At 58.1% G+C, this 20,125-nt stretch carries 20 protein-coding genes and 1 tRNA gene; 9 read left to right on the top strand and 12 right to left on the bottom strand.

The window, feature by feature from the left end; all coding sequences use genetic code 11:
- Window position 1: 1 nt before the first annotated feature.
- The 4 genes from V6N02_RS17170 to V6N02_RS17155 form a co-directional block, all read right to left on the bottom strand.
- Window positions 2-508, bottom strand: a complete 507-nt coding sequence (locus V6N02_RS17170) for a hypothetical protein (protein ID WP_371227490.1) — start codon at window positions 506-508, stop codon at window positions 2-4.
- A complete protein-coding gene (locus tag V6N02_RS17165; RefSeq protein WP_371227551.1) occupies window positions 486-1,739 on the bottom strand; it encodes a sarcosine oxidase subunit beta family protein in 1,254 nt (417 codons plus the stop codon). Before V6N02_RS17165 ends, V6N02_RS17170 begins: the two co-directional genes overlap by 23 nt.
- 147 nt (window positions 1,740-1,886) lie before the next feature.
- On the bottom strand, window positions 1,887-2,489 hold the full coding sequence (locus V6N02_RS17160; protein ID WP_371227488.1) for a DUF6151 family protein: 603 nt from the start codon (window positions 2,487-2,489) through the stop codon (window positions 1,887-1,889).
- A gap of 15 nt (window positions 2,490-2,504) precedes the next feature.
- Entirely contained in the window at window positions 2,505-3,935 is a 1,431-nt protein-coding gene (locus V6N02_RS17155) for a Glu/Leu/Phe/Val family dehydrogenase (RefSeq protein WP_371227486.1), read from the bottom strand.
- A 322-nt stretch (window positions 3,936-4,257) separates the two neighbouring features.
- On the opposite strand from V6N02_RS17155, the gene V6N02_RS17150 reads away from it, so the two are divergent.
- Genes V6N02_RS17150 through V6N02_RS17140 form a run of 3 tightly spaced genes read left to right on the top strand, consistent with a single transcriptional unit; the run spans window position 4,258 to window position 7,185 of the window.
- The gene (locus V6N02_RS17150) at window positions 4,258-6,048 is read left to right on the top strand and encodes a TadE/TadG family type IV pilus assembly protein (RefSeq protein ID WP_371227484.1); all 1,791 of its coding nucleotides are present in this window, start codon (window positions 4,258-4,260) and stop codon (window positions 6,046-6,048) included.
- A complete protein-coding gene (locus V6N02_RS17145) occupies window positions 6,045-6,587 on the top strand; it encodes a TadE/TadG family type IV pilus assembly protein (RefSeq protein ID WP_371227482.1) in 543 nt (180 codons plus the stop codon). The genes V6N02_RS17150 and V6N02_RS17145 overlap by 4 nt, the downstream gene beginning before the upstream one ends.
- A gap of 1 nt (window position 6,588) precedes the next feature.
- Entirely contained in the window at window positions 6,589-7,185 is a 597-nt protein-coding gene (locus tag V6N02_RS17140; RefSeq protein WP_371227480.1) for a TadE/TadG family type IV pilus assembly protein, read from the top strand.
- Here the strand turns inward: V6N02_RS17140 and V6N02_RS17135 are convergent.
- The 3 genes from V6N02_RS17135 to V6N02_RS17125 form a co-directional block, all read right to left on the bottom strand.
- On the bottom strand, window positions 7,182-7,667 hold the full coding sequence (locus V6N02_RS17135; RefSeq protein WP_371227478.1) for a hypothetical protein: 486 nt from the start codon (window positions 7,665-7,667) through the stop codon (window positions 7,182-7,184). The genes V6N02_RS17140 and V6N02_RS17135 overlap by 4 nt on opposite strands.
- 79 nt (window positions 7,668-7,746) lie before the next feature.
- Window positions 7,747-8,691, bottom strand: coding sequence for an NAD(P)-dependent oxidoreductase (locus V6N02_RS17130; protein ID WP_371227476.1), 945 nt, complete (start codon window positions 8,689-8,691; stop codon window positions 7,747-7,749).
- 90 nt (window positions 8,692-8,781) lie between these two features.
- A complete protein-coding gene (locus V6N02_RS17125) occupies window positions 8,782-9,984 on the bottom strand; it encodes an exonuclease/endonuclease/phosphatase family protein (protein ID WP_371227474.1) in 1,203 nt (400 codons plus the stop codon).
- A 150-nt stretch (window positions 9,985-10,134) separates the two neighbouring features.
- Between V6N02_RS17125 and V6N02_RS17120 the strand changes: the two genes are divergently transcribed.
- Window positions 10,135-11,046, top strand: coding sequence for a pirin family protein (locus V6N02_RS17120; RefSeq protein WP_371227472.1), 912 nt, complete (start codon window positions 10,135-10,137; stop codon window positions 11,044-11,046).
- Window positions 11,047-11,141: 95 nt separating this feature from the next.
- On the opposite strand, the gene V6N02_RS17115 is transcribed toward V6N02_RS17120, so the two are convergent.
- Window positions 11,142-11,729, bottom strand: coding sequence for a TetR/AcrR family transcriptional regulator (locus V6N02_RS17115; protein WP_371227470.1), 588 nt, complete (start codon window positions 11,727-11,729; stop codon window positions 11,142-11,144).
- A 102-nt stretch (window positions 11,730-11,831) separates the two neighbouring features.
- Here V6N02_RS17115 and V6N02_RS17110 point away from each other — a divergent pair, with 102 nt between their 5' ends.
- The 5 genes from V6N02_RS17110 to V6N02_RS17090 all read left to right on the top strand — a co-directional run bounded on the left by V6N02_RS17110 (window position 11,832) and on the right by V6N02_RS17090 (window position 16,466).
- Window positions 11,832-12,125: a hypothetical protein gene (locus V6N02_RS17110; RefSeq protein WP_371227468.1), complete on the top strand. Its 294-nt coding sequence runs from the start codon at window positions 11,832-11,834 to the stop codon at window positions 12,123-12,125.
- An 85-nt stretch (window positions 12,126-12,210) separates the two neighbouring features.
- Window positions 12,211-13,497, top strand: a complete 1,287-nt coding sequence (locus V6N02_RS17105) for a homoserine dehydrogenase (protein WP_371227466.1) — start codon at window positions 12,211-12,213, stop codon at window positions 13,495-13,497.
- A gap of 69 nt (window positions 13,498-13,566) precedes the next feature.
- Window positions 13,567-14,532: a class II fructose-bisphosphatase gene (glpX, locus tag V6N02_RS17100; RefSeq protein ID WP_371227464.1), complete on the top strand. Its 966-nt coding sequence runs from the start codon at window positions 13,567-13,569 to the stop codon at window positions 14,530-14,532.
- The gene (recJ, locus tag V6N02_RS17095) at window positions 14,529-16,277 is read left to right on the top strand and encodes a single-stranded-DNA-specific exonuclease RecJ (RefSeq protein ID WP_371227462.1); all 1,749 of its coding nucleotides are present in this window, start codon (window positions 14,529-14,531) and stop codon (window positions 16,275-16,277) included. The genes glpX and recJ overlap by 4 nt, the downstream gene beginning before the upstream one ends.
- Before the next feature lie 114 nt (window positions 16,278-16,391).
- Window positions 16,392-16,466: transfer RNA gene (locus V6N02_RS17090), tRNA-Glu, on the top strand.
- A gap of 542 nt (window positions 16,467-17,008) precedes the next feature.
- Here the strand turns inward: V6N02_RS17090 and V6N02_RS17085 are convergent.
- The 4 genes from V6N02_RS17085 to pufB form a co-directional block, all read right to left on the bottom strand.
- Window positions 17,009-17,674: a hypothetical protein gene (locus V6N02_RS17085; protein ID WP_371227460.1), complete on the bottom strand. Its 666-nt coding sequence runs from the start codon at window positions 17,672-17,674 to the stop codon at window positions 17,009-17,011.
- Window positions 17,671-19,125 (bottom strand): PucC family protein, encoded by a 1,455-nt coding sequence (locus V6N02_RS17080; protein ID WP_371227458.1) that lies wholly within the window; start codon window positions 19,123-19,125, stop codon window positions 17,671-17,673. Before V6N02_RS17080 ends, V6N02_RS17085 begins: the two co-directional genes overlap by 4 nt.
- Before the next feature lie 112 nt (window positions 19,126-19,237).
- The gene (locus V6N02_RS17075) at window positions 19,238-19,576 is read right to left on the bottom strand and encodes a light-harvesting protein (protein ID WP_371227456.1); all 339 of its coding nucleotides are present in this window, start codon (window positions 19,574-19,576) and stop codon (window positions 19,238-19,240) included.
- A 12-nt stretch (window positions 19,577-19,588) separates the two neighbouring features.
- Window positions 19,589-19,741, bottom strand: a complete 153-nt coding sequence (pufB, locus tag V6N02_RS17070; protein ID WP_371227454.1) for a light-harvesting antenna LH1, beta subunit — start codon at window positions 19,739-19,741, stop codon at window positions 19,589-19,591.
- Between the last annotated feature and the right edge of the window lie 384 nt (window positions 19,742-20,125).

Genomic DNA, 20,125 nt, shown 5'->3' with positions numbered 1-20,125 from the left:
CTCAGTTCTCTACTCTTGCAAGGCAGGTATCCATCGCCACCCGGTTCAGACGGTATTTCACCTGCTGGCCCGGGATTTCTGCCAGATCAATCGCACCGCCGCAGTCTTCGGTCTCGCCCACCCAAAGTGTTTCGGTGGCGATGGTCAGGGTGGCGTCGGTCTGATCCGTTACAATGAACGAGCCACCGTCACACTCGACGCCACAGCCCTGTCGGCCGTCGCGCGTGTTGAAACAGATCAATTGCTGATCCAGGGTCTGCGCCCCGTGGCCATCGCGTTTGACATGGCCCTGATTGGCAAAATCGACCAACAGATAGGCAAAGCGGGTCATGAACTCACCGTCCTGTTGATCATGGATCATCATGGTCAGGGACCGCGCCACCTGATCGGGATGGGCATCCAGATGGGCTTGCGAATACTCACGGGCATAACAGCCCGGCATCGGGCCGTCTTGTGCCATCGCCGTGCCCGCCACACAGAGCGCGCTAATGAAGGTTATGCTGCGCACCCGTGCCCTCCTCGTCCATCAATCCATGGCCCGTGGCAAAGCGATCCAACCGGAAACGCGCCGCGGGTTCGTGGTGCTGATCCGTGGCCACCAGGTGCGCCATGGAATAGCCCGAGCCCGGCACCGCCTTGAACCCGCCATAACACCAGCCGCAATCCAGATAGAGGCCATCAATATGCGTCTTGTCGATGATCGGGCTGCCATCAGGGGTCATATCCATGATACCGCCCCATGAGCGCAGCACCTTGGCCTTGCCGATCATCGGCATCAGGGTCACGCCCGCTTCCATCACATGTTCAACCATGGGCAGGTTGCCGCGAGCGGCGTAAGAGGCATAGAAATCAAGGTCTCCGCCAAAAACCAGACCGCCCTTGTCAGACTGACTGATATAGAAATGGCCCATGCCAAAGCTGACCACATGGTCGATCACAGGTTTCAAACCTTCGGTCACAAAGGCCTGCAAAACATGGCTTTCAATCGGCAAGCGCATGCCCGCCATCGCCGCCACCTGACTGGTGCGTCCGGCCACGATAATCGCCACTTTCCTGGCCCGGATCGCGCCGCGCGTGGTTTGCACGCCTTTGGCCACTCCGTTTTGGATATCAATGCCGGTGACTTCGCAATTCTGGATCAGATCGACACCCCGGTCGCTGGCCCCGCGGGCAAAGCCCCAGGCCACAGCGTCGTGCCGCGCCGTGCCTGCCCGGCGCTGCAACAGCCCGCCATAGATGGGAAAGCGGGTCTGATCGTAATCGAGATAGGGCAGGATGCGTTTCAGATCATTGGTGCTTAACAGCTCGGCATCGTCGCCCTGATTGCGGATCGCATTGCCCCGGCGGATCGCGGCATCACGCTGACCATCATTGTGGAACAGGCCAATCTGCCCCCGTTGGGAATGCATCACGTTGTAATTGAGGTCTTCCTCCAGCCCCTCCCACAGCTTCAGGGAGTGGCTGTAAAACTCGGAATTGCCGGGCAGGAAATAGTTGGCGCGCACAATCGTGGTGTTGCGCCCCACATTACCGCCGCCCAGATATCCCTTTTCCAGCACAGCAACATTGGTGATGCCGTGGTTCTTGGCAAGGTAATAGGCCGTGGCCAAACCGTGACCGCCGCCACCGATAATGACCACGTCATACTCAGGCTTTGGCGTGGCATCGCGCCAGTGGGCTTGCCAGCCCGTGTTGCCCCTCAGCCCTTCTTTGAGAACGCGCAGCCCTGAAAAGCGCATCAAGCCTCTCCCCTTGTCACTGGCCGAACTCAACCAAGTTCTTTTACGGATAGCAATGGGGTGCGGTTGCTGCTGAGCGCATTTCGACAAACGCAGGTCAACGTGCGACCCCGGCGAACAACACTCAGAAAACATGCCCCAAGGGATTCAGGACAGATGCTTAGGGATCGCGGCGCGGCGTTGATCTTTGGTGATCACCTCAACCGGAGCAATCGGCTTACCGTCTTTGCCGATCAGCGGTGTGTCCTTGCTGCGCCCGCTAAGCCAAGCGGCAAGCATCCGTTGCAACACATCAAAACCAGCACGTTTAAAGCCCTTGTCCCGCGTGGATGCCCCAGCGCCTGGGCGCACACCTTCAGTCGACGCATGACAGCGCAGTTTCCCGTAGACCGCATCGGCGTCAGACCGTGCAGACTGGCGCAGGATCATACCGATGAATGGCAGCTTCAGATTGGGCAGCGTGTTGAACATCGGCGTGCCACAGCACCCCGCGTGCCAGCGCATAAGACCTTTAGGAGACAGACGGATCACTTTGAGATGCTCTGCGCCCTTTACAATCTTGATCCGATCCGGCGTGGTCTGCCAGATATCGCTGCCCCCTGCCGGGGATAGCATATCGGCACCGTCGCCGTGCAACTGAGCGGCCGTTTGGCAATCCTTACAATAACATATCGCGCGGGTGCCCGCCGAGGCGCCTGGCACATCAACACGCAGATGCGTGGCACCACAGCGGCGGGTATGATCAACCACACCCGCCGCCATTTGTTACAGGCCCAATGCGCGGTAACTGGTCGCGACCTTGCCGATCGATACCAGATACGCGGCCGTGCGCAGATCCGTGACGTCGTCACGCTCATGCCAGACCTCGCGCATGGATTGGTAGGCCGCGCGCATGGTGTCATCGAGTCCTGAGCGCACCAGTTCCAACTCACCCGCACCCCGCAGGTATCTTGACTTGAAATTCGGCGTCATGGTCCAGGCATCGCCCAGATGATCGTCGAGCTTTTCCAATTCGCGTACGATCAGCTCGTGCCGCGCTTCTTCCTGACGGCGGCCCATGCGCCCAAACCGGATATGGCTGAGGTTCTTGACCCATTCAAAGTAAGACACGGTCACACCGCCTGCGTTGGCATACATGTCCGGGATGATCACACAGCCTTTTTCGCGCAGGATCTCATCCGCGCCAGCCGTCACCGGACCATTGGCCGCCTCGATAACCAGCGGAGCCTTGATATTGGCCGCGTTGGATTTGTTGATCACGCCTTCCAGAGCCGCCGGGATCAGAATGTCGCAATCATGCTCGAGGTATTTCGAACCATCGCGGATATACTTGCCCTGCGGATAACCATCGACGCCGCCATGTTTGGCGATCCAGTTGCGCACCGCCTCAACATCAAGGCCGTTTTCGTCCATCAGACCACCATCGCGTTCGATGATCGCGGTAACTTTGCAGCCATCCTCTTCGCTGAGGAACTTGGCGGCGTGATAGCCCACATTCCCAAGACCCTGGACAACGACACGTTTGCCATCAAGCGAACCTTTCAAGCCCGCGGCCTTGATGTCTTCCGGGTGACGGAAGAATTCTTGCAGGGCATATTGCACACCTCGGCCAGTTGCTTCGGTCCGGCCCTGAATACCGCCAGCATTGACCGGCTTGCCAGTGACACAGGCGCGGCTGTTGATGTCGGTGGTGTTCATCCGGCGATACTGATCAGCAATCCAGGCCATCTCGCGCTCGCCCGTGCCCATGTCGGGGGCCGGAACGTTCTGGGACGGGTGGATAAGGTCGCGCTTGGCCAGCTCATAGGCGAAACGGCGGGTGATCCGCTCCATCTCGTGCTCGTCCCATTCGCGCGGGTCGATACGCAGGCCACCTTTAGAGCCACCAAAGGGCGCCTCCACCAAGGCACATTTATAGGTCATGAGGGCGGCAAGCGCCTCAACCTCGTCCTGATTGACGCCCATGGCAAAGCGGATACCGCCCTTGACAGGTTCCATATGCTCCGAATGGACCGAGCGATAACCGGTAAAGGTATGAATCTGACCACGCAGCCGAACACCGAACCGGACCGTATAAGTGGCATTGCAGACGCGGATCTTTTCTTCCAGCCCGGGTGGCAGGTCCATCAGGGCAACCGCGCGGTTAAACATCAGATCGACGCTTTCGCGAAAACTCGGCTCTTTGGCTGGTGACATATTCTCTCTCCCTCTGTCATCCGGGAATTGCTCTGTCTTGTTTGTTTTGACGCGCCGGATGTGAATCCATGGTTAATGCCTGCGACAATTTTGTCCACCCAATGTGTAAAATCCGTATGGCTCTCGTTGAATTGCTCAACTTTGGGTCGCATTAGCGCCCCGGTTGGAAACAACGAAAATGGCCGCACTATATTGTTGAAACATATGGGTTAATGAGCCCTCTTTTTTGCTGGTTTTGCCATAATTACGCCACAGACTTCGGCAAAAAAGAGCGCGGGGCAATGTGTTTTCTGGGCTGGAATCCGCCCAAAGAGGTGACGATATGATACTGAAGTTGACACGCAATCAACCAAGCGAGCGCTCGCTTCGCGGCGCCCTTCTGGCCCGCCTTGAGGCGAAGTATCGTACCTATGAACGGGACGAGGATGGCGGGATGGCGATTATCGCATTCTTCATCTTCCTTCTGATGTTAACGGTCGGCGGCCTCAGCATCGACTTGATGCGCCACGAGATGGAACGCACCCAGTTGCAGGCCACGATTGACAGCGCCGTACTGGCGGGTGGTGGTGCGCCCGCAGGCGCCACCAAAGAAGAAATCAAAGCCATCGTTGAGGATTTCTTTGTCAAGAGTGGCAAGTCTGAGTACATGAACGAAATCAGTGACGACGATATTGTAGCGACTCTCAATTCACGTACGGTGACCGCCTCGGCCGATATGACTCTGAACACCTATCTGATGAAGCTGATGGGCGTGAACACTCTGGATGCCGGCGGCATTGCCACGGCCGAAGTCCGCACACCCAAACTGGAGGTGGCTCTCGTCCTTGACGTGTCTGGCTCGATGCGCGGGGCCAAGCTGGACAATCTGAAAATCGCCGCCAAGCAATTCGTGACGACCATTCTGAACAGCTCGGATCCCGGCGATGTCGTGATTTCGATTGTGCCGTTCAGCTGGACCACGGCACCGGGCGAGGCGATTTACAGCGCGATGCGCCCCAACATCATAGACACGCATGACTATTCGAGCTGCCTGCGGTTTGAAGAGGGTCACTATGAAGACGCGTTCATTACGCCGACGCTGAAACCTCTTGAAGGCCCAGAATACGCGCAGCAAATCTACACCTCTGTGTATGGTGGTTTCGATGACCTAAGCTCAGGCTGGCGGTCGTGCTTCAATGATGACTATGCTGAAATCCTGGCTTACTCGATGACCGCGCAGGAACTGCATGACAAGATCGACCTGCTGCACGCCGATGGCAACACCTCTACCCATATCGGGATGAAATGGGGCGCGGCCCTGCTGGACCCGGCCTTTGCCCCCGTGGCCGCATCGCTGCAGGCAGAAGGGTTGATGGATGCATCGCTGACCAACGTTCCGGCGGCATATGACGAACCTGAGTCCCTGAAAATCATTGTCGTGATGGGCGATGGCGCAAACACGTCGTCATATTACTTTGACAAGAACAGCTCTTTTCGTGGCGAAGACTCTGATCTCCACGAAGTGATCTATCAACACATGGAGTTCGACTACGCGCGTCATAAATATAAGAACAAGACGTCGACCAGCTCGAGCAAATGCTCCAATTCCAAGTGGAACTGTTACTACAAACCGGTCGGCGAACCAGAAAAGAAGTTCTACCTGCAAGCCAGCAGTGGCAGCTACAACGAGGTCTCCGTTGAAGAAGGAAATGAAGGCGGCGAGTGGTTGAGCGAAACTGAATACGAAGAAATTGCAAATGCTGGTGAGGACAATCCGCTTCTGGAAGTCACAGAAAGAATTCTGGATTGGGAAGAGGCCTGGGGCCTTATGTCCCCGCACTTTGTCGGCAGCGTCACTGGCAACTGGAGCGCCTGGAACGACTATGTTGGTTCGGAAAGAGAGAGCGGTTCAGACAAGAATGGGATGATGCGCGACATTTGCACGGCGACCAAAGCCAACGATGTTGTGGTCTACTCGATCGGTTTCTCGGTGCCTGAAAACGGTACGGCCGAAACCGAACTGCGCAACTGCGCGAGTGATCCGCTGCTTTACTATCGCGCAACGACGAGCACAATTTCCGATGCGTTCGGCTCGATTGCTTCGAATGTTCAAAACCTGAGGTTGACCCAATGATTGGTTCTTTGCTGAAGCGGTACATGCGTCACTGGCGAGACGAAACCGGCAGTGCCGCTGTCGAGTTCGTGATCGTCTTCCCGGTCATGGCCACAATGATTGTCATGACGCTTGAGTTGGGGTTCATCACCTTGCGGCAGACCATGCTGGAACGTGGGCTGGATATGGCGGTGCGCGAAGTGCGGCTCGGAACAGGACAAACCATCGCGTATGATGATGTAAAACAGCTGGTCTGTGACAACGCGATGATCTTCGTCGATTGCGAAAACCAGATGTTCCTGGAAATGTCCAATAGCGATCCACGCGCATTTGCCCCGCTGGATCCCATAGCTGTTTGCACCGATGAGCCGATCGACGAAACTATTCGGCCCGTCAAGAGCTTCACCCCCGGTCAGGCCAACGAAGTTGTTATGATGCGCGCCTGTCTGAACTACTCGCCCCTGTTCCCAGAGGCACTTCTGGCGGGATTGCTGACCAAAGACAGTTCAGGCGACGCGGCCATTCTAGCGGTCACCGCCTTTGTACAGGAGCCCGAGTAATATGTCGTTGTTTGATCCCAGCAAAATCAAAGACCAACTGGCGCGTTTTTTCTCCAGGTTCAGCAAGGAAAAAGACGGCGTCATGACCGTCGAGATGGTTATTACCCTGCCGCTGCTGTTCTGGATGATCACCACTTCGTTCGAGTTGTTCGAGGTGCATCAGTACAAATCCGTACGCATCAAAGCGACATATACCGTTGCCGATATGCTATCACGCGAGATGCAGACGGTGAACGATACGTATATGGACACCGCCAAGAGCATTTTTGACGCTCAAGCGAACGATGGTGGCGATAACCAGCTGCGTATGTCCGTGGTGGTCTATAGCGCCGGCACTGAATCCTACTGGGTGCGCTGGTCCGAGGTCCGCGGCGATGGTCCGATGAGCGAGCTCACAACAGCAGAGGTGGCGCAAGCGCATGCCGAACTGCCAGTTCTCCAAGGTGGCGAAGAGCTAATCATCGTGGAAAGCGTGTCAAACTATCAGCCGACCTTCATCTATCCCGGCCTGAACAACAGCTATACCGCGCGTGCCAAAGTGTTTACCGGTATCCGCTTTGCCTCGCAGCTTTGCTGGGAAGACTCATACTGCGGTTAATCCGAAGTTTGTGACCGAGAAGCAATCATGGCCGATATCACGTCGGCCATGATTTTCGTTTGAGCGCCGGGCGTTACGCCGCCCACGCCCAATCGCTTGCCAAACCGCCACCACATGCCTGGATGCCAACCCGCCGGGGTCTTACCCGCCAATTTGAGGGTGAAACCGTGGGACGGTTTGAAGGCAAACATGCCTCGATCAATACTCACGATGCTGTCCGTAGCAGTCAGAACAGTGCCATCGCTGAGCCGCAACTCTTCGGTGGTGAGTTCCAGCGCCAGTTGCGTGGCCTGCCACATCCTGGCTGTCATGATCAGCGCGCCGATCCCGAAGGCAATCAGCATCAACTGAAACCCCAGCCCCGCCGGGGGTGATGCGAACGCCAGATAGATCAGCATCACACCAAGTGAGCCCAGCACAAATACCCCAAAGCCCCTGCGGGGGGGCGATGCGCGCACACTTGCCAGAACTTCATCGGCCATTGATATCTCCCTTTGACTGCCCCTTAGCGTGTTCACGGGCAAAGAGAAAGATATCTCCGGTTCGACAGGGCGAGTGTGCCTAGAATTTGGGTCTGACCTCGGCACCCCGCTCCTCGGGCTCGTCGTCCACCAATTCCTGGGGAAAGCCGGGGGCCGTGATGCTTAGGCCCGTGGCCTCTTCCAGACGTTCAATCATCCGGTCGGATTGTGCACGCTCGCCATAGCGGGCTTGACCATCGCGCATCAGGTCGATCATCATCGGCGAGATTTCCAGCGGCACGTCATTGCGCTCGGCAATTTCCTGAAACAGGCCGATATCCTTCAGGACCAGATCCATGGTGAAATCCACACAGCGTGATCCCGACAGGATCAGCTGACTTTCGGTTTCATGCACGAAGGAGGTCCCCGAGCTGATCTTGATCGCCTCATAGGTGGTGGCCATGTCCATGCCTGCCGCCTTCATCGTGGTCAACGCCTCACACAGCATCAACAGATGACCAGTCGCCAGATAGTTGGTCATCACCTTGAGCACGCTGGCCGAACCGATATCACCGGTATGAAGCACGCGCCGCCCCATGATCGTCAGGATTGGCAAAATCCTCTCAAAGGTCGGGCGATCACAGCCCGCATAGATGCTGATATTGCCGGTATCGGCCCGGTGGCAGCCGCCAGACACCGGACAATCGACGGCCGCGCCGCCTTGTTCGATCACCAAGGCCCCAAGGCGTTTCACCTCGGCCTCATCGGTAGTGGACATCTCCATCCAGATCTTGCCGGGCCCGATCTCGGGCAGCATCTCTTGCATGACGGCATTCGACGCTGAGGGACTGGGCAGACAGGTGATCACGGCATCGCAGTTGCGCATCATTTCTGCAGGACTGCCCCCAGCCGTGGCACCCTTTTCGACAAATGCCGCGACGAAGTCGTCATTCAAGTCATGCACCTGCAAATCCACGCCATTGCGCAACAGGCTGCCCGACAGTTTGCCACCGACATTGCCCAGGCCGATAAATCCGATTTTCATTGTCAAAACTCCCTGACCGTTTCAGCGACCTTTGAAAACCGAGACCCGTAAGACTATCCCGTCTGCGACATCATGCGCCCAAAACGGCGTTTAATCGCCCGCCACTGAAAAATCCGTCTGCCCGGCATGGGGCAACGGTAGGCGCACCCAGATCGGCATGTGATCGGTGAAGTCATGGGTGAAGCGGTCGTAATCGGGGCTGCCATCGGGTTTTGCCCCCGGCCCGGCATCGACAAAGGCCTGCACGAAATCGAACATGCCATAGTCGTATTCATCTACCCCCAACGTGCCGGCCTGATCATTGTGCCGCCCGCGCGGCAGGCGCGTATCGGTTGTGACCCAGGCGATATGATCAAAGGTTTCGCTGCGCCGCGCATTGGTGAAATAGGCGCCATCGAGAAATGGAAAATTCGCTTTTGATTTCAGATTCTTCTCAGCATTTATCGTGGTCATATACTCTTCAAAGGCCCGTCGCCTTTTGTCCACGTTTGACTGAAAATCAAGGTTCAGATCGGCCATCAGAAGATAGCTCTTACCGTTCTTTTCAACCGTCCTCGGGCTGTCCAGCAACAGCCATTCGAGCAACGCAAAAAACTCCAGCTCGCGTTCAGTCTTGCTGTCGCCCGACACCAGATGCGCATTCACGACACAGAACTCATATGCACCGTCCGGCCCGTCGATGATGAATTCCACCAGATGCGGGGTGCGGATAAACTGCACGAATTTCTTGAACCGTGCGCCAACCAACTTGCCCTGCCCGCCCAGCCACGCGGTCAGCTTGTCCCAAAACCCATCCTGCCCGGCAATCTCGACTTCTTTTGCCACCAGCAGTTTCAACGCTTCATCTGAATTCTCGACCACTGCCGAGCGATCAAAGGACAGGTCCGAAGCCAGATCGCCGCGCCGCACTCGATCGCTGCGATAGAGCACTGCCATGCGCTCGGCCATACCGGTGTATCCGGGGGCCATGCCGGTGACGTCACTGACGACCACTTCCCAAGGATACCCACCTGCCCGCAGCCGGTCACGCAGCATGTAGAGGCTGGTCATGTCGCGCTGCACTTCCTGAATGGCGATCAGATCGGCAAGGCCGCAGACCCGTTCGATCAGATCAAACGCGCCTGGGGATTTCTTGGGCGTACCATTCTCTTCGAACGCACCGAATTTGCGAATGTTCCAGCTCATCAACACAACGGATGCATCGCGCCGTGTGGGCAAGCCATAGGCCCCCGGATCCGCATCAAGATGCGCGTTGATCTGCGCCCACTCTGTGCTGGTAAAATCGCTGGCCATAATCCGGTCTCCCCCGGCAAGCTTTACACGGTTTTCAACATAGGTGTTACAACTGCATTTATGCACATCTTGGGCGCGTAGCGGCACATACCTATCTATTGGCGCAGGGTCACGCACGCCTTATGTCTTTGCGGAAAGGAGGACCACACCATGTCCCTCAGACCCACCTTAGAGACCCGCCGCGCGCAGCCTACGATGGAAGGCGCCGGCGTTCATCTGCACCGCGCCTTTGGCTTTGGCGATCCTTCCAAGCTGGACCCGTTCCTGCTGTTTGACGACTTCCGCAATGATGATCCGGCCAGGTTTGAGAAAGGCTTTCCATGGCATCCCCATCGCGGCATCGAGACCATCACTTATGTTCTGTCCGGCGAGGTCGATCATGGCGACAGTCTCGGCAACACTGGCACGCTTGGGGCAGGCGATGTGCAATGGATGACCGCCGGATCGGGCATCATGCATCAGGAAATGCCGCGTGGAAATGCGGCGGGACAAATGCACGGGTTTCAGCTTTGGGCCAACCTGCCCTCTTCACTGAAGATGACCACGCCGCGCTATCAGGACGTGGCCTCGCAAGATATCCCCGAGATCACCGATGATGACGGCACCGTTGTGCGGGTCATCACCGGCGCATTCTGGGGCAAGCGCGGGCCGGTCGACGGCATCGCTGCCGATCCGCAATACCTGGATATCTCGGTGCCTGCCGGGGTGAAAAAGACGTTTCGGATCGACACCTACCGCCGCGCATTCGCCTATGTCTTTGAAGGCGCCGCCGCTTTTGCCGATGCCAGCACGCCCTCAGGAGTCTTGCTGGAAAAGGAAGTGGCGGGAAAAGAAGTGAACATTCGCGACATGTCAGGCAACCGCACCCTGATCCGCTTTGGCACCGGCGATGAAGTGACCCTACAGGCCGGCGAGGAAGGTGTGCGCTTCCTGCTGATCTCGGGCGCGCCAATCCAGGAGCCTGTCGCCTGGCACGGGCCGATCGTGATGAACACGCGTGATGAGTTGTTGACCGCCATGCAAGAGCTGCGCAACGACACGTTCATCAAACCGGCACATTAAACCAAGGGCGCCGCCGCTTTCCAAACGGAGGGCTGCGCCACACATTATTTTTGATGCCTCCGGCGGGAGTATTTCGAGCAAGATGAAGAGAGACGTCAAAGCGCGACTGTCTTGCGCACCATGTCCCAGTACAGGGTTTCCACTTCGGTCAGGCTGAGGCGACCACCCTCGCGGAACCACGTATTGACCCCGGTCAGCATGGCAATCAGCGCCATCGAGGTAACACGCGTGTCGGCCACCTGAAAATCACCCGAGGTGACGCCCGCACGCAAGATACTTTCCAAAGCATTTTCATAGCGGCGCCGCAGCCCCTCGATCACCTCGAAATTCTCCGGCGTCAGGTTGCGCAACTCCATGTAAGAGATGAATACCGCCTCGGGCCGGGCGGAATGGAAATGGATGTGAAAGCGCGTGAATCGCTCCAAAGCAGCCATCGGGCTTGGCAACTCAGGCTCGGCCTGCCATGCGTCAAGCAGTTGATCCATATGGGATTTCATAAGGTCAAAGAGCAGGCTTTGCTTGTCCGGCGTGTAGTTGTAAAGCGCGCCCGCCTGCACGCCGACCTCTCCCGCGATCTGGCGCATCGACACGGCGGCAAAGCCATGCTGGGCAAACAGCCGCAACGCGGCCTCGCGCACACGCGGACCAGTGATTCCAGAATGAGAGCCTTGGGTTCGTGCCATAAGCGAGATTTAACTGAACATGCGTTCATATCAAACCCCTGCTTGCCCGCCTTTGAAAACAGTGCCAAGAAAGAAACAGGTCCAGAGCCGGAGAACCGCACCATGCCCTTGCGCCCCATCCCTGTGCTGTTTTGCGTTGCGCTTGGCGCAGGGTGTACGCAGTTCCCTGATCTGGACAGCGCCATCTCTCCAGGTGCCGAGCGGGCCGCTTATCCCAAACTGGTTCCAGCCGAACAGTTACAGGCGCGGGTTCCCGTGGCGCAGGTCGATCCCGAGAGTATCAGCAGTTTGGAGGCCCGTGTGGCCAATCTACGCTCCCGCGCCGCGCGGCTGCGCGGCACCGTGATCGACAGCTCAACCCGCACCCGGATGACAACCGGCATACCGGCAATTTAAGCCTGCTCTCAAAACCTGCGTTGCAAGGGCCAGCCGAACCCGCTACATCGCGCAGGCACAAGTTTTGCAACGATTGGAGACGCCGATGACAACCCCTTTGCGCCTAGGTATTGCAGGCCTCGGCACCGTGGGCACCGGTGTTGTGAAAATCATTCGCCAAAAGGCCAACCTACTGGCGGAACGTGCCGGGCGCCCGGTGGTGATCACCGCCGTCTCAGCCCGCTCGCGCGACAAGGATCGCGGCATCAATATCTCTGATTACGCGTGGGAGGATGACCCGGTTGCCCTGGCCACCCGCGATGATGTGGATGTGTTCGTTGAACTGATGGGGGGCAGCGACGGCCCGGCCAAAGCCTCCACCGAGGCTGCAATCGCTGCGGGTAAAGACGTGGTCACGGCCAACAAAGCCTTGCTGGCCCATCACGGGCACGCCCTTGCCATCACTGCAGAGGAAAAAGGCCATGTGATCCGGTTCGAGGCGGCCGTGGCAGGTGGCATCCCGGTGATCAAGGCGCTGACCGAAGGGCTGTCGGGCAATGACATCACCCGCGTGATGGGCGTGATGAACGGCACCTGCAACTATATCCTGACCCGGATGCAATCCGCCGGGCTTCCCTATGACGAAGTTTTTGAAGAGGCCAATCAGCTGGGCTATCTTGAGGCCGATCCCAACCTTGACGTGGGCGGGATTGATGCGGGGCACAAACTGTCCCTTCTCGCCGCGATTGCCTTTGGCACGCAGGTTGACTTCGACGCGGTCGAACTGGAAGGCATTGGCCGCATCACGATTGAGGATATCAACCAGGCCGCCGATATGGGCTTCCGTATCAAGCTGTTGGGCGTGGCCCAGATGACGGCACGCGGGCTTGAGCAACGCATGTCGCCCTGCCTGGTGCCCGACACCAGCCCGCTGGGTCAGTTGGAAGGCGGCACCAATATGTGCGTGCTGGAAGGCGATGCGGTGGAGCAGATCGTGCTGCGCGGGCCCGGTGCCGGCGAAGGCCCCACGGCCAGTGCGGTGATGGGCGATGTTATGGACATCGCGCGCGGCATCCGCATTCCGACCTTTGGTCAACCGGCCGCAGGTCTCAGCAAAGCCAAACCTGCCAAGGCCGCCACTCCCGCGCCCTACTATCTGCGCATGGCACTTGAGGACAAACCCGGTGCTTTGGCCAAGATTGCCGCGGTGCTGGGCGATGCAGGTGTGTCTATCGACCGGATGCGCCAGTACCAACATGAGGAAGCCGCAGCTCCGGTCCTGATCGTCACCCACAAAACCACGCGTGACGCGCTGGACACCGCCCTTGAGGCGATGGCGCAGCTGGATGTGATGCACACCCCGCCCGTCGCCTTGCGCATCGAAACCGTTTAAACCTCGGCCTTGTGCCGTTTCGGGCCAACCGTTAATGCTGGCCCAACTAATCTGCCAGAGGATGCCCTGATGTCTGCCAAAGCCCCGTTTGATGATCATATGCTGTCCCTGGCCCTGGCCCGTGTGGCCGAAGAAGCCGCGATTGCCTGTCAGGGCATGATCGGGCGCGGTGACGAAAAAGCCGCTGATCAGGCCGCCGTCAACGCGATGCGCGAACAGCTGAACCTGCTGGATATCGCCGGTGTCGTGGTGATTGGCGAGGGCGAACGCGACGAGGCTCCGATGCTGTATATCGGTGAAGAAGTCGGCAGCGGCACAGGCCCCGGCGTTGATATCGCGCTGGACCCGCTGGAAGGCACCACCCTGACCGCCAAGGCGATGCCAAACGCGCTGACCGTGATTTCCATGGCCCCGCGCGGCACCATGCTGCACGCGCCGGATGTTTACATGGACAAGCTGGCGATTGGGCCGGGTTACCCGACAGATGTCGTGTCGCTGGACATGACACCGACTGAGCGGGTCAAGGCGCTGGCCAAGGCCAAGAAGGTCAAACCGGATCAGATCACCGTCTGCATTCTGGAACGCCCGCGCCATGAGGATATGATTGCCGAGGTCCGCGCCACCGGCGCCTCGATCCACCTGATAACCGATGGCGATGTCGCCGGTGTCATGCATTGCGCCGAAGCCGAGACGACAGGGATTGATATGTACATGGGCTCGGGTGGGGCCCCCGAGGGTGTGCTGGCCGCTGGCGCGCTGAAATGCATGGGCGGGCAAATCTGGGGCCGCCTGTTGTTCCGCAACGATGACGAACGTGGCCGCGCCGCCAAGGCGGGCATCACCGATCTTGATCGGATTTATGCACGCGACGAAATGGTGCAGGCTGATGTGATCTTTGCGGCCACTGGCGTGACCAAGGGGTCAATCCTCAACGGGTTGCAGAACAAAGGCGACATGGTGGAAACCGAAACGCTTCTGCTGCGCTCTAAAACCGGCGAAGCCCGGCGCGTGACTTGCCGCCACCCCAAGCGGTGAGCGGCGCTTTTCTTGATGTAGAACAGTCGCTTAATGGGCGGCGCTGGATCGGTCCAGGTGTCGAAACCGACCGTCTGGCCGAGGCGCTGGCCCAAGAGGCGGGCCTGCCGCGCCCTTTATGTCAGACTCTTGCCCGGCTTGGCGTGCCGCCTGATGAGGCCGAACGCTACCTCGCCCCGCAATTGCGCGACTTGCTGCCTGATCCCCGCAGCCTCAAGGACATGGAAACAGCCGCGGCGCGGTTCCTCAACGCCCTTAATGCGCGCGAACGGATCGCCGTGTTCGCCGATTACGATGTGGATGGGGGCAGTTCAGCCGCCCTTCTGATCGACTGGCTGCGCCGGATGGGCCATCCTGCCACGCTTTACGTGCCGGACCGGATTGACGAGGGCTATGGCCCTAATGACGAAGCGATGGCCGATCTGGCTGCTCAGCATGACCTGATCATTTGCGTGGATTGCGGCACCCTTAGTCACGGCCCCATCCAGGCCGCCAAAGGCGCCGATGTGATCATCCTCGATCACCATCTGGGGGGCGAGACACTCCCGGCGGCCTTGGCCGTGGTGAACCCCAATCGACAGGACGAAAGCGGTGACCTGGCCCATCTGTGCGCCGCCGCCGTCGTCTTCCTGATGCTGGTCGAGGCCGGACGGCAACTGCGCGAGGCGGGCAAGAAAGGTCCTGATCTGATGCAGATGCTGGATCTGGTCGCTCTTGCCACGGTGGCCGATGTTGCCCCCCTGAAAGGCGTAAACCGCGCCTTTGTCCGTCAGGGCCTGCGCATCATGGCACAACGCACGCGCCCCGGACTGGTGGCGCTGTCGGATGTTGGGCGGCTGGACACCGCGCCGACCTCCTACCATCTGGGTTTTGTGCTGGGACCGCGCGTCAATGCAGGCGGGCGCATTGGCAAGGCCGATCTGGGCGCGCGACTGCTGGCGTCGGACAATCCACACGAAGCGCAATCCATGGCCGAGCGATTGGATCAACTGAACACGGAGCGGCGCGAGGTTGAGGCCTCGGTCCGCGCCGCCGCCTTGGCACAGGCGGAAGAGCGCGGTCTGGACGCTCCGCTGGTCTGGGCGGCGGGCGAAGGCTGGCATCCCGGCGTGGTCGGCATCGTCGCAAGCCGTTTGAAAGAGGCCACCAACCGCCCTGCCATCGTGATCGGCTTGGATGGGGATGAGGGCAAAGGGTCGGGGCGCTCGATCTCGGGCGTCGATCTGGGCGCGTCGGTGCAACGCCTGACCGCCGAAGGGCTGCTTCTGAAAGGTGGCGGGCACAAGATGGCCGCAGGCCTGACTGTCGCACGCGACAAGCTGGAGGTGGCCATGACGCGTCTGTCCGAGTTACTCGCCAAGCAAGGTGCAGGAGACGCGGGACCCGCCGACCTGAAGCTTGACGGGCTGATGATGCCCGGGGCCGCCACGGTCGAGCTGATCAATCAAATCGAGGCAGCAGGCCCCTTTGGCGCAGGTGCCCCTGCCCCACGCTATGTCTTTCCCGACATGGCAATCAGCTTTGCCAAACGCGTGGGCGACGCGCATCTGAAACTGCGCTTTGGCGACGGGATGGGTGCACAGCTTGACGCCATCTCGTTCGGAGCGTTCGACACTCCATTGGGGGCCGCCCTTGAGGCCCATGGCGGCGCCCGTTTTCACCTGGCAGGCCGGGTCGAGATCAACAGCTGGCAAGGCCGCCAGACAGTGCAACTGAGACTGGAAGATGCCGCCCGCACAGGATAATCCCGGTCGAGCCTGTACGACACTCAGGATCACCGCATCGCTTGGGTCTTTTTTGCAGAATCCCTCTTGCGCACAACGCCGGATTTGCCTAGGAAGCGGCTCACGCCAACGTTTGGCCCGTTCGTCTATCGGTTAGGACGCCAGGTTTTCAACCTGGAAAGAGGGGTTCGATTCCCCTACGGGCTGCCATTTTAATGTTTTATTTCAAATACTTACCACCTTATTCCCTATTGCCCGGTGAATTCAAGGGCCTGTGTGACCGTCTGTCAAACAGAGACTTATGCGTGCCAGTGAAGCGGGAATAAAGCAGACAATTCAAAGATCTAGAATCAACCAGAAAGACGGGTTTGCGTGCTGCACTTCCTGCTTTTCACTTTCTGCAAACAACTGCTTCCCGTTCACCCGGCCATTAGGTGCGTAGTTTCAATGGCTTGTGACTGGTTTTGCACCTCCGACCGATATTCCACTGACGACGGAAGTTCCAAGTTTTTCGCAGATTGGCGGAGGTTTGCGTCGAAACGTTTGATTTCAGCGCCGTGCTTTGGGCCAACCCGAATACGGTTCTTAATATTAGTCTGCTGGCAGCGGATCCGATCTCTTACCTTTGGGCGTCTGACGCGGATGCCCTTATTGCACTGCGCAACAGCCCAGCCTGCCTGACTGGTCAGGTGGTTTGCACATAGCTGATCGGCCCTTTGCGTAACCGCTTGCGATATTCAAATACCCACGAGTTAACTTGTTGGCCAACCGAATGTGCGGGAGAAGACCGGCCCACCGCCACGGATGACAGAGCTTTTGCGCTCGCGCCTGGACAGCAGCGGCATCGGCCAGAACATCCGGGACATCCGGCGTTCGCCCGACATGGTCTTGTTGCGGCGCTCTTTGCGAGACAGCAGCGGCATCGGCCAGAACATGCGCGAGGCGCGGCGATGTTTCCCAGCCGCAGAGGATTTCTTGACCTCTGGTGTAAGAAGAAGACCACCGCCCATCACCGTCCCACCGGAGTTACGCAGGCGTTGAGTCAGGAACAGTTTATGGCTTTTCAGAATGCTTGTCGCCTTCTCGGGCGGATCGGTGAAGTAATACTCTTCAACGATATCCCCCATATCGACCGTGTCAAACTTGGCAAGTGTTTCACGCGTAATTCTGGGAGCCCCCAGCGGAATATGCGTGGCCCCAACAACCAGGAGCGCACCACCTTTTTCCAGCTTTTCGGCATAAGCGGCAATCGAGGCCGCGTGAACGCGCGCCTTATCCATGCGCGCGGAGAGGGTGTCGACATTCCCGCCTGAGATCACGCTTATCGCGCGCTCTGGCACGCCTTTGAAATAGACCTTGGATGCAGCTTGTTGGGCCACAGCCTCGTCTTCGAACATCCGTGTAATAAGTGTTGTCATGGGACCTCCACCGGGTTTTTTGGGGTTGTTACATCTAAGGTTTCGGCGCGCATTTTCTTCAGTTTTCGTTCTGACCTGGGGTCGCGCACAAGGGGTAAAATGAGCGCCACGGCCAGAGCCAGGAATATGATCTCTATCATGAACACCAAAGTGTAGGGCGTTTGGCTCCCAATTCCAGAACCTTGCCAGACAACGACCAGATCACGCACTGCACCGGCAAGCGCCACGCCAATGCCAGCGGCGGTCGCCTGAACGGCACCCCACGCGCCCAGCGCCATTCCGGTTCTGCCTGCAGGCACCGCGCGAATTGTGGCTGTCAGCGTCGCATGGCCAAACAGGCCCGTGCCAAGACCTGTCAACAAGACGCCAAACAGGAACAGGGGCACACCGCCGACAAGTGTTGACAGGATAATCACCGCAAAGCCCGGGATACCGATGACTGCGCCAAGCAGCCCGAGGGAGGCGGGCTTGCCTCCATTGCTGAGAATGCGCGAGGCCGCGCCAAAGCCCAGAAGCGTTCCAAACGCGAAAAGCGCGGTCAGTTTGGTTGTGTCAGCGACTGACAATCCAAGGGCCTGGCCACCATAGGGTTCCAACAGCACATCAGCCATACCGAACCCAAATGTGCCAAGACCAATAACAACCAACAGGCGCAGCATGCCTTTGGACTGGATCAGCGCGGACCATGCCGTCGAAAACGCAATCTGTTCTTGCACTTTCATGGCCTGGGCGCGTTCGCGGTTCCGGGCCTCTTGCTTCCACATCGCCACCAGATTGAGAATGGCAGTCAGGACCGCCGCGCCCTGGATCACCTGGATCAGGCGACCGGGCGAGTAGTTTTCAAGCAGAGCACCAAACACCAGGGCACTGAACAGCATGCCAAGCAACAGCATGACATACATAAGGCCCACGACTTTGGGTTGATCCTCTTCGCGCACCAGATCCGTGGCAAGCGCCAGTCCAACCGTCTGCACGATATGCATCCCCGCACCAACCAACAGAAAGGACAGCGCGGCAGAACTGTAGCCAATCCAGCGGGGGGCATCCACCGCATCGCCATAGCCGGACAGAACCAGCAGCGAAAACGGCATGATCGCAAATCCGCCGAATTGATAGAGCGTGCCCTTCCAGATGAACGGAATACGCCTCAGCCCGAGGGCCGACACATTCATATCGGACCGAAAGCCGATCAAGGTCCGGAAGGGTGCAAAAACCAAAGGAAGGGCCAGCATACCCGCAACCAGGGACGCAGGCACTGCAAGTTCGACGATCATGACACGGTTTAATGTGCCAACCAGAAGAACCAGCGCCATGCCAACGGAGACCTGAAACAGCGAGAGCCTCAGAATGCGGCCAAGGGAGACATCATCGGTCGCGATATCGGCAAAGGGCATGTACTTGGTGCTCAGGGCACCAAGTTTGCGCATTGCGAAGGAGCGATAGTCAAACATTGGCATCTGCATTTTTTGCGCCAAGACCGACTGATTACCCGGTCTTTTGTCCGGCACGTGTGAATATCATATTTGCGTCGGGCCCAGCGCTTAGATCGCCGGGCCCGATGCGCTATTGTGTGACGGAGTAACTGGCATCTGTCGCCATCAAATCTGACGACTGAAGGATGGCCTTCGCAGGCGTCCCATCAGGCAGGATGATTGTTACTTCCAGTCCACCATCATCGGTCGGGATCGCATAGGATGCCTTTGCTGTATCCACGCCATCGGCGGTGATTGCAGACATCTCTTCACCCGCGCCCAATTCGTTGCCGGACAGGAAGTCCGCCACCCATGTGGTGTTGCTCAGTACGGCAACATGTACCGCGAAGGATCCCACCGCGACAGCACCGAGAAAGAGCGGTACGCCAACGGTCGGAGAAACCACGAGCCACATCTTTGCATTGTTCATGACGTGCCTCCTTTATCCGAGCCATGGGGTCGCGACTGCGACCAGAATGTGGGCAAGAAGCGCAATTACGCCAAAGACACGTGTCCCGTCGATGAGGTAGCTATGCACCTCTTCCGCTTCTTCCAATGTCAGGCCTGTCGGCCAGACTTTGTCTTCATTTGCCATCAACAAATCCTCCTATTTTTGGCATACTGATCAGTCGCTGATCCAGAATACGCAAAGAGTTCAGAGGACCCAGAACAAGGATCAGCACTCAGAATAGTGTCATAAAATAATTACATAAACAACTGTATATTAATATTTACATTCAGAGTGTTTGAACCATCCACAATGCGAACAGAGCAACCTGTTGTGCGGATGTGGGGCAAAAGCCAACCGAGGACTCAAGGATAGGCTGGTTAAACAACCGCTTAAAACATGAGCAGCGAACAACGCTTTAGAGCTGTCGTGCCTGATATCGAGGCTGCAATCATCAAAAAAATGCCTCGCACCAGAGTCAAAAATTGCGACGGCCACCACAAATGGTATCGCCCGGACCAAGTAAATCCG

It is taken from the genome of Roseovarius conchicola, assembly GCF_041403425.1.
In the GTDB taxonomy this organism is placed as follows: domain Bacteria; phylum Pseudomonadota; class Alphaproteobacteria; order Rhodobacterales; family Rhodobacteraceae; genus Roseovarius; species Roseovarius conchicola.
This window is presented reverse-complemented; position numbering and strand designations above follow the sequence as displayed.